Below are 14,678 nucleotides of genomic sequence, written 5' to 3'. Positions count from 1 at the left end.
GGAAATAAATGATGATAAGCCGCCTATCTCGACTGATATGCCCTATGCTGTTCCTTTTCGTATTAGCAGGGTGTGCAAGCGCTCCGGATTCAACGTCAGCCGAATCAAATCAAACGCAGTCAGGCGACCCCTTTGAGAGCTTTAACCGCGTAATGTGGACAATAAACTATGATTATCTCGACCCTTATCTAGTTCGCCCCGTTGCGATTGCTTATGTTGATTATGTCCCACAACCTATTCGGAAAACGGTTGCTAATGTGCTGTCAAACCTTGATGAGCCTTCAAGTATTATCAACAACATATTGATGGGTAATGGTACGAAAGCTGTCGATCACTTTAACCGTTTTTGGATTAATAGTACCTTAGGCCTGTTTGGGATGATTGATATTGCGTCAGAAGCGAGCATCACCAAACACAATGATAAAGCGTTTAGTGATGCGGTAGGCCATTATGGTGTTGGTAATGGCCCATATTTAATGATTCCTGGATACGGGCCTTACACAATTCGAGAAACGACGGATGTTGTGGATGGCTTGTATGCCCCTCTTTCTTATCTTACTGTATGGGCTGGATTGGGTAAGTGGGCACTGGAAGGGCTGGAAACCCGAGCAAGGCTCGTTCCCCAAGAAGTGACATTAGATAACTCTCCGGATCCATACTCATTAACCCGCGATGTTTATTTACAACGCCAAGATTTTAAAGCAGAAATTGATACCCAAACGTACGATGAATCGGAAGAAGAGTATCTCGACGATTATCTGGAAGAAGGGTTTTAATCATATCCATGTGGGTCGGCCTTGCACTGTTAGGCCGACATCACACGTCCGCTAAAGTATTCGTTAGCGACGATGTACTCCGTATTGCGGATCAATTCATCTTGCAGTTCAGCCCAATGGGGTTTCTCATCTACATCATCTTTTGCGCTAGGTACTACACCACCTACTCTTATGTTGAAAGGGGTTAGTTCTTTTGCCCAACTCTGCGTGAAACCAGAAACCATAGAATTCGCATTTTCAATACCCGTTAGGTCATGCTCATCATTTTGAGAAATGACGTTCACAATCACACCGGGCTTATTGTTAATACGCATTCGCTCAGCACTGGCTTGACCAAAAGTGAACAAAGTAGAGGCCATCATGGCGAGTTTCTGAATAAAGACTTCAGCTCGTTGTTCACCTATCAAGGGGGGAAGGGATGCGTTTGGCCAATTGTTGACCAACACATCGGGTGCCCCATGATAAGTTTGATCAATAAAATCAAATAGCCGATGTATCGTTTCTAAAGAGTAATCTGGTGTGTGGTAATAATGAACATCCTGAGAGATCGCTTTGCAACGAGCAAAGGTTTCCATTAGCCCAAATTTGTCTTGGTCACACAAAATGATTTTCGCACCTAAATGTGCGAAATGAACGGCCAGTGTGCTACCCAGCATCGAACTTGCCGAAGTGATTAATATTATTGCACTTTTTATATCCATTGGGTGCCTCACCCTATTGCTTGTTTTATCGTTATTGCGAGATCTAGTCTCAATAGAATGGTTGATTAACTGTGGGTAGGGTGTGAATAACATCAAATTACTTGGTCTAAATAAGCGTGGTGTGTGAGTTTTTTGGGCGTACTCACATTCTGATCTAGAGAATGTCGCTTTATATTACATACAAGACATCAAACTTGGGTGCGGATCTGATCGCGCCGGTGGGCGACGGTGAGTTGAACCGCGAGATCGGCAACTAAGAGCTCAACGTTTGAGGGGGAGGCAAGATGCCTTCGCTCATGTCCTGACAGATTAAGATATACCTCTTCGGGTAAATCATGCGTATCTTCAGGCAAATAGGCGAGTACTTCAGGAGTCAAGTAGTGGCTGAGTTTCGCACTGGCTAGCCCTCCGTGATGGAAAAGCTCGGCTTGTTTTGCTGAAACAGCGTAAGAACTTTGGTCGGAACGGAGTGTTTGAGGCTCTGAAAGCTCAAATCGCTTACGCAACAATTCATTGCTAGTGGGTGGGTTTCCAATTCGTTCAATAGGAGTGTTGTCGCGTACATCGTTAGAAAACATCGACAGTATCAGTGCAAAGTCCGCACGGCGTCCTTGCTGGACAGCATGGCTTAGCCCCGAGCCAAATTGAAGCTCGTTTATAATACTGGCTTTATCTAATGTATGTACTTGCATTTGCCTCTCCAACCGATGCACTTTTAGCGGCGAGAAAGCAGATAACTTTAGATAAAATAACAAAAAAGCCTGCGATAAAGCAGGCTTTTCATATGACTAAATACCAATCCAAGGGGAAAAGGTTATTTTGCTAGGTTTTCTGCAACGAATACCCAGTTAACCAGTGCCCAGAAACCATTCATGTAGTCAGGGCGTAGGTTACGGTAATCGATGTAGTAAGCGTGTTCCCACAGATCAACCGTCAGTAGCGGAGTCACACCTTCGTGAGTTAGCGGTGTGGCTGCATTTGAAGTGTTGATGATCTCTAAAGAGCCATCCGCATTTTTCACCAACCAAGTCCAAGATGAACCAAAGTTATTGATCGCTGAGTCAGTGAATTTTGCTTTAAAAGCTTCAAAAGAACCAAATGCGGCGTTGATTGCGTCTGCAACGGCACCTGTTGGTTCGCCACCTGCATTTGGTGCAAGGCAGTGCCAATAGAAGGTGTGGTTCCAAATTTGAGCGGCGTTATTAAATACGCCACCAGTTGAAGTCTTGATGATCTCTTCGAGAGATTTACCTTCAAATTCAGTGCCAGGAATAAGGCCGTTAAGCTTCACAACATAAGTGTTGTGGTGCTTACCGTGATGGAAATCTAGTGTTTCTGCTGAAATGTGTGGTTCTAGAGCGTCTTTAGCGTAAGGCAAAGCTGGTAATTCGAATGACATTGCTCGATTCTCCGTTGTGTAGAAAGAGTGAAAATCTCTTTCAGTGGCTTCCAGATATTATAATGATATTCGTCGATACGACTGACTTGAACGTATTTTAGCAAGTTTTTACTTTATTAAAAGCCCCAATGTTGGAAATTGTTGTATAGGCAGGATATCCATAAACAATATGTGCTTTTTATTCTCGATTAATGATTTAGAATGTCACCAACAAACCGCACTATCCCATTAAGAGGAAGCAATGGAAACTATCGATAAAATTAAACAGCAACTTGAAGAAAATGCCATTCTGCTATACATGAAAGGCTCTCCTAAGCTACCAAGTTGCGGATTCTCTTCTCAAGCTGCGCAGGCTTTAATGGCTTGTGGTGAGAAATTTGCTTATGTGGATATTCTGCAAAATCCAGATATCCGCGCTGAGCTGCCTGTATACGCACAGTGGCCTACTTTTCCACAATTGTGGATTGAAGGTGAGTTGATCGGTGGTTGTGACATCATTATCGAAATGTTCCAAAAAGGCGAACTGCAACCTTTAGTGAAAGAAGCCGCTGCTCGTGCAGGCAATGAAGAGTAATACTGTATAAAATAACAGTTTTTCTTGATTTATTAAGGTCACATTGGTTAATGTGACCTTATTTTTTTGCGTTGATTTGAGTTTATGACCCGTTTATTCATTGCTGAAAAGCCCAGCTTAGGGCGCGCTATAGCCGATGCTTTGCCAAAACCACACAAGAAAGATCAAGGTTTCATTCGTTGTGCGAATGGCGACATCGTTACTTGGTGTATTGGGCATTTACTCGAGCAAGTTGAGCCGGATGTTTATGATGAACGCTATAAAAAGTGGAATTTACTCGACTTACCCATCATTCCTTCACAGTGGCAGCTTAGGCCGCGCAAAACATCGAGCAAACAGTTGACTGTGATTCGTCAGCTTTTGAAAGAAGCATCGCAAATTATCCATGCAGGAGACCCGGACCGCGAAGGGCAACTGTTGGTTGACGAAGTGATTGATTATTGCAAAGTAAGCCAAAGTAAAAAAGAGCAAGCATTGCGGCTACTGATCAGCGATTTAAACCTTCCAGCCGTGCAGCGTGCACTGAAACAGATGCGCAGTAACCGCGAATTCATCCCTTTATCGGTTTCAGCGCTCGCGCGTTCAAGAGCCGATTGGTTGTATGGTATGAATATGTCACGGGCTTATACTTTGCTGGGGCAGAAAGCGGGCTATCAAGGTGTCTTGTCGGTTGGGCGGGTACAAACTCCTATTCTAGGGCTAGTGGTACGTCGGGATGAGGAGATAGAAAACTTCATCCCGCGAGACTATTTTACATTACATGCGTTAATCCCTTATCAAACTGATCAAGTGGCGTTTGATATCCGTGCGCGCTGGAAACCCAGTGATGCTTGCCTGCCTTGGCAAGATGAAGAAGGGCGAGTCTTAAACCGCAAGTTGGTGGAAAATGTCGCACAGCGTATCGCAGGGCAACCCGCCACAGTGATTGAAGCGGAACAAAAGCAAACTAAGCAAGCCGCGCCGTTACCTTATTCCTTATCTGCACTGCAAATTGATGCAGCGAAGCGCTTTGCAATGAGCGCCCAACAAGTGTTAGACACTTGCCAATCTCTGTATGAGAAACATAAATTAATCACCTATCCGCGTTCAGATTGCCGTTACTTACCGCAAGAACATTACGCTCAAGCTTCGTCAGTAACTCAAGCTATCGCGTGTAACGCCAAAGAGTTGTTAACGGCAGTCAGTGGCGCAAACTTAGCCCTTAAATCCAAAGCATGGAACGATAAGAAAGTGGACGCGCACCATGCCATTATTCCCACACCAAAGCAGGCATCCGTCAATGCCTTGTCGGGAAATGAGATGAAAATATACCAATTGATTGCGCGCCAATACTTGATGCAATTTTATCCCGCCGCCGTGTACGCGGAAGCCAAGCTGGTGTTTGATATTGCGGGTGGCTTTTTTGTTGCGTCAGGGCGACAACTGGTTGAAACCGGTTGGAAGAGTTTGTTAGGCAAAGTCGATGAAGAAGAGAGCGGAGTCGATGCCGTTCCACCTCTAGTTCCACCTCTAAGTAAGGCGACGGTGCTGACGTGTCGAGAAGGGGAGATTCACGATCGAAAAACCGAGCCTCCTCGTCATTTTACTGAAGCGACTTTGCTACAAGCGATGACGGGCATTGCTCGCTATGTTGAAGATAAAGAGCTGAAAAAAATCTTACGTGAAACCGATGGTTTGGGTACGGAAGCGACGCGAGCGGGGATCCTTGACACTTTATTCAAGCGGCAGCTCTTAACACGTCAAGGTAAGCTGATCCTAAGCTCGCCAGCAGGAAAGGGATTAATTCATGCGCTGCCAAACGAATCAACCTATCCTGATATGACCGCCCATTGGGAGCATCAACTGCAAGCAATGGCTGAACGTGGGCAAGCGTATCAACCCTTTATGCAAGTGCTGCAAGAGCGCATTATGCAGATCATGGAACAGGCGAAATCGGGCGCAGTGCCAGAGTCGCTTCGCTCATTGCCCAAAGTGGAGCGCCCTGCATTCAAACGAAAGGCAAGTAAACCCAGCAAAACAACGCGTTATCAACGTAATTCGGCTCAATAAAGTGACATCAAAGAATCGGTCGCTAAGGCCAGCGATTAGGTAAGATATTCACCGACCTGACGAGCTAATTATCACCTTTTCGATAAAAAAGGCTGGTATCCCAATCGGTTACATTGTCAGTCACTTTGCCGACAAGTGGCAGTAAACGCCACGCCTCGCGCTCTTGAAAAGGGTGACTTGTTATCACGGCAAAACCCGCAATACAACATCTTCCACCTTTAGAACGGATAAACTGGGCAATCGAGCTGACCGCTTCTTCACTGTAGGATTCAATCTTATAGAGATGGCTCATACACTTCTCCTCTCTAACCATGTCATTAATTACGACATAACTGTTGAATAATGGAAAGCATATTTAATGCCAGTTTCTAAAAATACACCTTTAGTATGTGGTGAATGGAGAGGGTACTCATCATAATGAATGGCAACTGGTGCGTGAGATAAAAATCAGTATAAGAAAATGATGTTAATCAGATACGGAAAAACCGCTGTAAAAACAGCGGTTTTTCTTTAAAAGTGGCGGAGAGATAGGGATTTGAACCCTAGGATAGCTATTAACCATCGCCGGTTTTCAAGACCGGTGCTTTAAACCACTCAGCCATCTCTCCGTGTGGTGCGCATAATAGCGAGGCAATTTTACTTTGTAAAGTCTTGAACTGATCGTTTGGTGGTTTTATGTACATTTGACGATGGTTTTTAACTAATAGCTTGATTCTTAGCGCCTTGTTGGAGAAAAAATGCATTAATGCGCACTTCGTTATGGCGCCTTTTTTATTTGGTTGCTGGCTTAACGGTGAATTTTTACGATGTTTATACAGAAAGTCGTATTGAAACGGGGAAAGCAGTTATGCATTAGCAGTGGTTTGCCAAGAGCCTGATGCTCTCTTGTAGTATCAAGCTAACGGAGTTTCATAAATGGAATATTATTTCTTTTTTATGCCTTTATGTTCATATAATGCTTAAACCTCTGGGAATGACGGGTAATAAGTTAAAACTGGCAGTGAAATGGCACGAAACCTGAACCATGGCCAAAAGATGGCTTTCTTGACCCTGCGCAAGGTGAGGAGTAATTTGCATCTTCCTGTGTTTAAGGCGCTGTTTATATTTCCAATCATTAAGTACAGAGTGTTTGCAGGAGTTTATCTTGCACTCACTATGCTGATGATTGAAATCAGTCAATAAAAAGAACCATGCTAGAAGAAACCACAACCAATGACCCTCATGATGCTCAACCTGAGGGGACTGAACGCATTTATCGCCAACGTTTTGATTCCAAAATAGGGTTTCAAAATGAATACGATATTCTTGCTATTGAAGAGCCTTTACAAATCAGTTTGCAATGGAATGATACGATTACTAACAAGCTGCATATCGAAGAGTGGAGCATGACAATGCGAACACCCGGTGACGATGCTCATCTCATCAGTGGCTTACTTTATACGCAGCAAGTGATCGATTCATATGACCATATACTCAATATGGAGTTGGTTGACGACGAATCACGCCATGGCCAGAATCACTGGTTGGTCACGCTCAATCATCCATACACTGATGTGATTCAGCATCAGGCCCGTCGTTATATGAGCCAGTCGAGCTGTGGCATTTGCGGTATGACATCCATCCGAGCATTGAGTTTGAGGCGAGAAATTCGCATTGATGATAGCCCGAAATGGCTCTCTTCTGATGTTGTTATTGCGCTTCCTAATCTGCTTCTTGTTCATCAACCACTGTTTGCAAAAACGGGGGCGGTGCATGGTGCCGGTTACTTCGTGAATGGCGAGTTGATTGCCGTTGCCGAAGATGTGGGTCGCCATAACGCAGTGGATAAGTTGATAGGCCGAATTTTGAGTGAGCAGCGCTGGCACCCGCAAGGGGTATTAATTCTTAGCGGCCGAGTGAGTTTTGAGTTAATGCAAAAAGCGGCTATTGCTGGCATTTCAGTGGTGGTGGCTGTTGGTGCGCCATCACGTTTAGCGCTCGATATGGCGCGTCAGTTTGATATGACACTGATTGGTTTTATCAAAAAAAATCAATTCAATATATACCATGGTCATGCACGTTTGCAGTCAGTGAAAGAGTGAGAAGAAGAATATGAGTATTAAACAATATACCGGTTCGGCTGGTGGTTGGGGAGCGCTAAAAAGCACCGCGCATCATCTATTGAAAAGTCATAATGTTGCCAAAAATATTTCCAATCTTTTAAAAACGAACCAAGACCATGGTTTTGACTGCCCAGGCTGTGCTTGGGGTGAAAAACATGTGCCAGGGCATTTTCGTTTTTGCGAAAATGGCGCTAAGGCCGTCAACTGGGAAGCCACTTCTCGACGCGTTGGGGCAGATTTCTTTAAGCAATATTCGGTCACTTGGCTCAATAAGCAGAGTGACTATTTTCTCGAATCTCAAGGGCGTTTAGCGGAACCAATGCGCTATAACGCTCAAACGGATCACTATGAGCCAATCAGCTGGGATGAGGCGTTTGCACTGGTTGCACAACACCTCAATCAACTCGCTAGTCCAAATCAGGCGGAATTTTATACATCAGGCCGCGCGAGTAATGAAGCTGCATTTCTATACCAGTTGTTTGCGCGCCGGTTTGGTACCAATAATTTTCCTGATTGCTCAAACATGTGCCATGAAGCTACGAGCGTCGCCTTGGTTCGCTCGATTGGCATTGGTAAGGGAACTGTGACTATTGAGGATTTTGAAGAATCCGATGCGATTCTTTTATTTGGACAAAACCCAGGAACGAATCACCCTCGTATGTTGGAAACACTGGCGTCAGCCTATAAGCGTGGCGCTCGGGTTGTTGCATTTAATAATTTAAAAGAGCGAGGATTGGAGCGTTTTACTAACCCGCAAAATCCTTTTGAAATGTTAAGCAATGGTTCAACACCGACCACTAGCCATTATTTCACTCCTAAATTAGGCGGAGATATGGCGGCGGTTCGTGGCTTGGTGAAAATTCTTCTTGCTCGTCATCAGCAAGCACAGGCCTGCGGTGAATCGATATTCGACCTTGATTTCATTGCCCAGCATACCGAAGGGATGGAGTCTTACTTAGCCATGGTGCAGGCTACGTCGTGGCCAAGTATTATTGAGCAATCGGGGCTCACGCACCAAGAGCTAGAGCTGGTGGCAGATATCTATCAAGGCGCTAAACGCGTGATCGTAACTTGGGCGATGGGGGTGACTCAGCATAAGCATTCGGTGGCAACCATACAAGAGTTGGTCAATCTACAATTACTGTTTGGCCAAATTGGTAAGGATGGTTCTGGGGTATGTCCTGTCCGTGGCCACTCAAATGTGCAAGGTGACCGCACGGTTGGAATTAATGAAAAACCGCCGGTATTTCTACTCGACAATATTGAAAAAGTACTGGGCTTTACGCCACCAAAAGCGCATGGACATAATGTAGTTAATGCTATTGAGGCGATGCTACGGGGTGAAAGTAGAGTCTTTATCGGTTTAGGGGGAAACCTCGTTGCCGCTGCGCCCGATACCGAGCGTGTCGCGCAAGCAATGAAAAACTGTAATTTGACCGTAAACATTGCGACTAAACTGAATCGGAGCCATGTCAACCCGGGCAAGGATGCGTTGATCCTGCCTTGTTTAGGTCGGACCGATATTGATATTCAGGCTCAGGGGCCACAGAAAATTACCGTTGAAGACTCATTCTCCATGGTTCATGCCTCTTCTGGGCGAATTGATGTTACAGGAGAGATGATGCGCTCAGAGCCGGCCATTATCGCAGGAATGGCAAAAGCGACCTTAGGGGAGGGAAATCCAATCGATTGGCAATCCATGGCTGATAATTACGATAACATTCGAGATTTGATTGAAAAGATTATCCCAGGATTTGCCAATTTTAATCAGAGGCTCAAAGGGCCTGGCGGTTTTTATCTTGGTAATTCAGCGCGTGAATTTACTTGGAAAACGCCCACAGGAAAAGCGCAGATAAGCAGTAATGCACTTCCTGAATCTATCGTTCCGCTCAAAACTCAGCAGATGACCAAGAAACCGATTTTTGTGTTGCAGACGATACGTTCGCACGATCAGTACAACACCACGGTTTACGGTTTGGATGATCGTTACAGAGGTGTATTTGGTGAACGTAATGTCATTTTCATGAATGAAAAAGATATTGAGCAGCTGCAATTAAAAGCGGGTGAACGAGTCGATATTGAGACACTGTGGGATGATGGTATTAAACGTGAAATTTTCGGCTTCAAAGTGGTCGCCTATGTAATTCCTCAAGGGAATGTAGCGGCCTATTTCCCTGAGGCAAATGCACTCATTCCATTGAGCAGTAAAGGGGACTTTAGTGATACCCCGACATCAAAATCTGTTGCCGTTGTCATTCACCCAACCAAAGTCGCTCCACTGTTAGTCCAAACAGACTAAAAAATAAGATACTAAAGCAAAAAAGAGAGCCGAAGCTCTCTTTTTTTAGGTGTATGGTCGGACTGAGAGGATTTGAACCTCCGACCCCCGACACCCCATGACGGTGCGCTACCAAGCTGCGCTACAGTCCGATTGGCGTAATCTAATCATTTATCCCTTTAGCGTCAAGAGATAATCTTGCTAACGGCCTGATTTAATTGTCTTTGGCGTAAAATCTCTGCAATTCGGTTAAGCCTTGCATCAGTACTGGCAACGCTGGGCTAGAGTCTTTCTGACGTTGATAGTTTTCGTCAAACAGCTTGAAGTTGCCAAATTTATCAATGAGGGTGGTTTGGGTATCAGTAATCAAGGCTAATTCACGGGCATCACCGGCTAAAATCCACTTCCTTTTGTTTTCATCAAACAAGTTTCTACCACTGCTGAATTCAATAGGGTTGGATGAAGCACCTAATAGATCCTGTAAAAGCGTGACTGAAAAATCTAAGTGACTTGAACGGTGTGAGTATTCCCCTGCCATTTTTCCTGGCCAATGGATGATCATCGGCACTTGTAACTGGTATCGGCTGTAATTGCTGTTAGCACCCCAGCTGTTGGTTTTTGTCTCGTTAAACTCCGCGCCATGATTTGAGGTGATTACAATCAGCGTATTGTCTTGCAATTGTAATTCGTCAATCTTAGTGAGCAGCAGTCCTATTTCTTGGTCGGCAGCATTGACCGAGTTATTGTAACCAGCACGCAGGCGATCGCTGGCACTACCTCTACTTGACCGAGGGTCAAAGTCATTAAAGTTGTCAACGGTTGTCAATTCCAAATAGCTGAACCACGGTTGATCGCTTTGCTCGGATACCCATTGATACCAGCGTTGTATGGTTTGGTTATCTGTGCTGGATTCTTGATCAAAAGGAGCTTTAGAGACCGTTAAACTGCGGAAAATCGTCTCTTCGTATAAGGCGTCGTCAAAATTATCGCCACTAAAGAGGCCAAACTGATAATCCTGTTTTTTCAATGCCTCTATCAGTATCGGGGGCGTGCCTTGTGAACGAATGGCGTTGGCATAGCTACTCGGTAAACCATAAAACAAGCCGAAAATCCCAAACATGTCATTACTCGAGCTGTAATGATTATTAAACTTCAAATTTTCTGTCGCAAATTGGTAAGTGTTGGGCATGATTTCAGCCGTCAGCACATCACTTCTTAAATTATTGACACTTACTAGCAAAATATTGAGATTATTTGCTCTGCGTCCAAATTGAAGAGGCTCAAGAGGATAACGAACAATGTTAAAGTTCTCTTCATTATCCTTCAAACGCTTTAAGTACACATCACGATCAAATAAGCCATGTTTTTCCATGAACGATTTTGCCGTCATTGGATACGAGAGCGGGAAGTTTGATTTTTGGCTGGTCACTGACGTTTCTAAATACGCATCAGACCAAACGTAAATAAGGTGGCTGGTAATAAAACTAATGAAAAATACCGCCGCGATGGGCCGACCAACGTGTTTATGTGATAGTTTTCGCTGCTTACGCCACACCCACTCCGAAAGCCCTAGTTGTAAGAGGAGAATGAGCGGCATGACTACAAACAGATGCTGTAAGTCGGCAGTGATAGCGCTGGTCTCATCGCTAAAAAGCAGTTCCCATACTATCGGTGTTAAGTGCAGGTTGATTGCTTGATAAGCTTGGGTGTCGATTAATAGGAGTGTGAGCCCTAACGTTGCAAAACAGACAGCCAAGAAACGAAATAGTTTGCGCGACGGAATGACGAATGTCAGAGGAAATAAAACCAGTAGATAGAGTGCAAAAACCAAAAATCCAAAATGGCCGACCCAAGACACAGTTAAATAAAACTGCCCCAACAAGGTTTCAGGCCATGGTGATTGTACGATATATCGAGTACCAATAAGCATTGCTGCAATGATGTTGAAGAAAGCAAACCAATGCCCCCAACCAACCAACCGTGATACGCGTTCACCGTATGTATTTTCGCTATCTGCCATGTGATTTTCTATCTATGCATTCTATTAGTGAGTAGTAGTTTCTAAAGACGACATCAATGCCTGAGCAAATTTTTCAGCAATCGCCTTACGCTGTGAAGCGGCAACGTTTTGGTTTAAGACATTCGTTGCAATGTTTCCCGCAATCATGAGAGTAAGCTCAGGGGAAGCATTATGTTTAGCGAGAATGGCAGCAACTTCTGTCAGGATATTTTCAATTATTTCGTCGCTGTATTTAGATGTAATAGGCATAAAGACTCTAATGATGATAGTAAAAGCGGCTTATGATAACCTACAATGCCTTACAACTGAAACTAGAACGATGATAATTTCACTATGAGTCTTCACCTTTCCAACGTGATTTTGCACCAATTGAGCAAAAACGAGCAAGATGAGCTGGTGGTTAAATACCGCTCTCAATCTTTAGATAATGATACGTCAGCCGAAAATTTAGTGGCAGAGTTGCATCGCGTGTTTAATTCGAAAGCGAGCAAAGGTTTTGGTTCGTTTAAGTCGGACAGTGATTTTCAAACTTGGTTGCAAGAACTTCGTCAAGGTGAGCGTGATTTTTACGATTTTTCACAAATCAGTGCTCAACGGCTGAAAGATGAATTATCAAAGTATCCGTTTGCTGATGAAGGGATCTTAGTGATGGCCGAATATCAGTCATTGGCTACGGATTACCTATTTATTGGGCTTTTACCTCTCAATCAAAGTTTGAAAGTAACGGAGGGGCTCGACATTAGCGCGACAGATTATCTTGATATCAACAAAATGGATATTGCGGCGCGTCTTGACCTATCAAGTTTTGAAACGGACAAAAATTCAAACCGCTACCTTGCCTATATCAAAGGTCGCGTTGGTCGAAAAGTGTCGGATTTCTTTCTTGATTTTCTGCAAGCCGATGTTGGGTTAGATACCAAAGTGCAAAATCAAGTACTGATGCAAGCGGTACAGGATTTTTGCACTGATTCTAAGCTAGAAAAAGATGAAGCGATCGGTTACAAAAAGCAGGTTTACGATTACTGCAATGAGCAAATTAAAGCCGGTGAAGAGGTTCATATTCGTGAGTTGTCTGGAGAATTACCTGCTAGCCAAGACGGCACGGGTTTTTTCGAATATACGCAGGCACATGGCTATGAACTGGAAGAGAGCTTTCCTGGTGATCGTTCTACCGTGCGTAAACTGACCAAGTTTGTCGGTGCAGGGGGCGGTTTGAATGTGAGCTTTGATAGCTTGTTATTGGGAGAGCGTATTTTTTATGATCCTGAAAGTGATACCTTAACCATCAAAGGCACGCCACCGAATTTAAGAGAACAGTTAACGCGTCAGCGTTAATCCTTCATCACTAAGAGAGCTTGATATGGCTCTCTTTTTTATTCTTTCTCTCTATACACAAGTCTGCACACTCGTAGCTTTGGGTATATGCTTGTATTAATTGAAAATACAAATTGGTAAGCACAGTGTTTGGGCAAAAGAAATCAAAACGATTTAGCATGAGATGGTATGGTGTGATTCTGTTTGGTTGGTTAGTTTCCGTTAGCCTTGTGTTTTGGCAAAGCCATTTAAGCTACCAAGCGATGCATTCAGTGAAAGAGTTACATTATGGTATTGAAGAGCTTAAAAGTTCGCTCTATTTTAAAGAGCCTTATCGTTCGACACGAGCGAATGATATCGCGTTGAATGTGCAGCTACTCTATTCACTTAGGCTACAACTGGAAGTTGAGCAGCGAGATTTTTCATGGCGGCCGGATATTCAGCAATTACTCCACATGACTGATCGCTATATCGGACTGACCAAATCGTATTTGTCGGTTAAGCTCAACATTCAACCGCTGGTTGAGCGACTACAAGTGCTGCGTGATAATCCCGCTAATTCTGAGCAGCTCAAGCAGATGTATGTGGTGCTAGGCGCTTATGTATTTGAAGCGATGTTCAGTGACACTGAGCAAAATCCAGAGATTTATCGAGCATTAGATAAGCTTTATGTGGATGGGCAATCTTTACCAGCCATTCAGAAAAAAGAGCTAGAGCAGACATTAGCACAAGCGTCTGATTTACTAAATCAATACGCCCAAGGTGCACGTTTGGTCGATAATTTAATCAATCACTCTATTTACAAGCAGCTTACCCATGTTGAAAACCAATACCATCGTCTTTTAAACATCTATGCCTACCTAATCACTGGCTTAAGTGGTGGAGTGATTCTATTGTTGGGTTGGTTGATATTTAGGTCATCAGTTTTAACTCGTTCTCATGTTAATAAAGTTCCCAGTGCTGCGAAAGATGATGAGTCATCTGAGATGAATCCCAGTCGTGTTTTTTCCACAGAAGAACCACAGGTGGAAACATCGGATCTTTCTGATGATTTGTCCATCGATATTGAATCCATGCTCATAACTCTCAATGGCGATGTTGGGTCTGTCACTCTACTGTTGAGCGTATTTATACAAGATCATCAGCATGATGTGGCTGAATTGAAAAGATTGGTGCATTCTGATTTGGAGGCCGCTCAGCGCCGAGCACACAGCCTGAAAGGCGTTGCGGGTAATCTTGGTTGCCGTTCACTCAAGCAGATAGCGTCAGAAATAGAGTTGCGACTTAGCCAGAAGCAACGACCTACGGAGAGTCAATTGGGGATATTAACGACGCAATTGGCGGCCGCTATATCCAGTGCGCAACACTACCTTGATCAAAGAAAACGATAAGCCAGCTCTATCGTGTCAGCTTTAAATGGCGATTCTGTTTGTAGTAAAAAAGAGCTCAGTTGAGCTCTTTTTAA

13 protein-coding genes and 2 tRNA genes are annotated in these 14,678 nt (G+C 44.0%); 7 read left to right on the top strand and 8 right to left on the bottom strand.

Going from position 1 to position 14,678, the window contains the following annotated elements; all coding sequences use genetic code 11:
* Positions 1 to 11: 11 nt before the first annotated feature.
* Positions 12 to 776: an MlaA family lipoprotein gene (locus CCZ37_RS08885; protein ID WP_029626946.1), complete on the top strand. Its 765-nt coding sequence runs from the start codon at positions 12 to 14 to the stop codon at positions 774 to 776.
* Positions 777 to 805: 29 nt separating this feature from the next.
* On the opposite strand, the gene CCZ37_RS08880 is transcribed toward CCZ37_RS08885, so the two are convergent.
* The 3 genes from CCZ37_RS08880 to sodB form a co-directional block, all read right to left on the bottom strand.
* Positions 806 to 1,477 carry an SDR family oxidoreductase gene (locus CCZ37_RS08880; protein WP_167372401.1) on the bottom strand — a complete coding sequence of 224 codons (672 nt, stop codon included), beginning with the start codon at positions 1,475 to 1,477 and terminating at the stop codon, positions 806 to 808.
* A 188-nt stretch (positions 1,478 to 1,665) separates the two neighbouring features.
* The gene (locus CCZ37_RS08875) at positions 1,666 to 2,169 is read right to left on the bottom strand and encodes a VC2046/SO_2500 family protein (RefSeq protein ID WP_010318867.1); all 504 of its coding nucleotides are present in this window, start codon (positions 2,167 to 2,169) and stop codon (positions 1,666 to 1,668) included.
* A 122-nt stretch (positions 2,170 to 2,291) separates the two neighbouring features.
* Complete coding sequence (gene sodB / locus CCZ37_RS08870; RefSeq protein WP_094500331.1) at positions 2,292 to 2,876, bottom strand: superoxide dismutase [Fe]; 585 nt, start codon at positions 2,874 to 2,876, stop codon at positions 2,292 to 2,294.
* Positions 2,877 to 3,117: 241 nt separating this feature from the next.
* Here sodB and CCZ37_RS08865 point away from each other — a divergent pair, with 241 nt between their 5' ends.
* Both CCZ37_RS08865 and CCZ37_RS08860 read left to right on the top strand, forming a co-directional pair.
* Positions 3,118 to 3,450 carry a Grx4 family monothiol glutaredoxin gene (locus CCZ37_RS08865; RefSeq protein WP_010318865.1) on the top strand — a complete coding sequence of 111 codons (333 nt, stop codon included), beginning with the start codon at positions 3,118 to 3,120 and terminating at the stop codon, positions 3,448 to 3,450.
* 84 nt (positions 3,451 to 3,534) lie between these two features.
* A complete protein-coding gene (locus tag CCZ37_RS08860) occupies positions 3,535 to 5,499 on the top strand; it encodes a DNA topoisomerase III (RefSeq protein ID WP_094500330.1) in 1,965 nt (654 codons plus the stop codon).
* A gap of 64 nt (positions 5,500 to 5,563) precedes the next feature.
* On the opposite strand, the gene CCZ37_RS08855 is transcribed toward CCZ37_RS08860, so the two are convergent.
* Together CCZ37_RS08855 and CCZ37_RS08850 are read right to left on the bottom strand one after the other, a co-directional pair.
* Positions 5,564 to 5,791, bottom strand: coding sequence for a hypothetical protein (locus CCZ37_RS08855; protein ID WP_010318863.1), 228 nt, complete (start codon positions 5,789 to 5,791; stop codon positions 5,564 to 5,566).
* A 225-nt stretch (positions 5,792 to 6,016) separates the two neighbouring features.
* Positions 6,017 to 6,107: transfer RNA gene (locus tag CCZ37_RS08850), tRNA-Ser, on the bottom strand.
* Between the two features lie 582 nt (positions 6,108 to 6,689).
* Here CCZ37_RS08850 and CCZ37_RS08845 point away from each other — a divergent pair.
* Complete coding sequence (locus CCZ37_RS08845; protein ID WP_094500329.1) at positions 6,690 to 7,580, top strand: formate dehydrogenase accessory sulfurtransferase FdhD; 891 nt, start codon at positions 6,690 to 6,692, stop codon at positions 7,578 to 7,580.
* A 10-nt stretch (positions 7,581 to 7,590) separates the two neighbouring features.
* A complete protein-coding gene (locus tag CCZ37_RS08840) occupies positions 7,591 to 9,900 on the top strand; it encodes an FdhF/YdeP family oxidoreductase (RefSeq protein WP_094500328.1) in 2,310 nt (769 codons plus the stop codon).
* Positions 9,901 to 9,954: 54 nt separating this feature from the next.
* Here the strand turns inward: CCZ37_RS08840 and CCZ37_RS08835 are convergent.
* The 3 genes from CCZ37_RS08835 to CCZ37_RS08825 all read right to left on the bottom strand — a co-directional run bounded on the left by CCZ37_RS08835 (position 9,955) and on the right by CCZ37_RS08825 (position 12,148).
* A tRNA-Pro gene (locus CCZ37_RS08835) sits at positions 9,955 to 10,031 on the bottom strand.
* A 62-nt stretch (positions 10,032 to 10,093) separates the two neighbouring features.
* A complete protein-coding gene (locus CCZ37_RS08830) occupies positions 10,094 to 11,899 on the bottom strand; it encodes a DUF3413 domain-containing protein (RefSeq protein ID WP_094500327.1) in 1,806 nt (601 codons plus the stop codon).
* A gap of 24 nt (positions 11,900 to 11,923) precedes the next feature.
* Positions 11,924 to 12,148 (bottom strand): YejL family protein, encoded by a 225-nt coding sequence (locus CCZ37_RS08825; protein WP_010318858.1) that lies wholly within the window; start codon positions 12,146 to 12,148, stop codon positions 11,924 to 11,926.
* Positions 12,149 to 12,232: 84 nt separating this feature from the next.
* Here CCZ37_RS08825 and yejK point away from each other — a divergent pair, with 84 nt between their 5' ends.
* Both yejK and CCZ37_RS08815 read left to right on the top strand, forming a co-directional pair.
* Positions 12,233 to 13,234: a nucleoid-associated protein YejK gene (yejK, locus tag CCZ37_RS08820; RefSeq protein WP_017042553.1), complete on the top strand. Its 1,002-nt coding sequence runs from the start codon at positions 12,233 to 12,235 to the stop codon at positions 13,232 to 13,234.
* A gap of 173 nt (positions 13,235 to 13,407) precedes the next feature.
* Positions 13,408 to 14,604 (top strand): Hpt domain-containing protein, encoded by a 1,197-nt coding sequence (locus tag CCZ37_RS08815; RefSeq protein ID WP_094500826.1) that lies wholly within the window; start codon positions 13,408 to 13,410, stop codon positions 14,602 to 14,604.
* Positions 14,605 to 14,678: the final 74 nt, after the last annotated feature.

This window comes from Vibrio qinghaiensis, from assembly GCF_002257545.1.
Classification (GTDB): Bacteria; Pseudomonadota; Gammaproteobacteria; order Enterobacterales; family Vibrionaceae; genus Vibrio; species Vibrio ordalii.
This window is presented reverse-complemented; position numbering and strand designations above follow the sequence as displayed.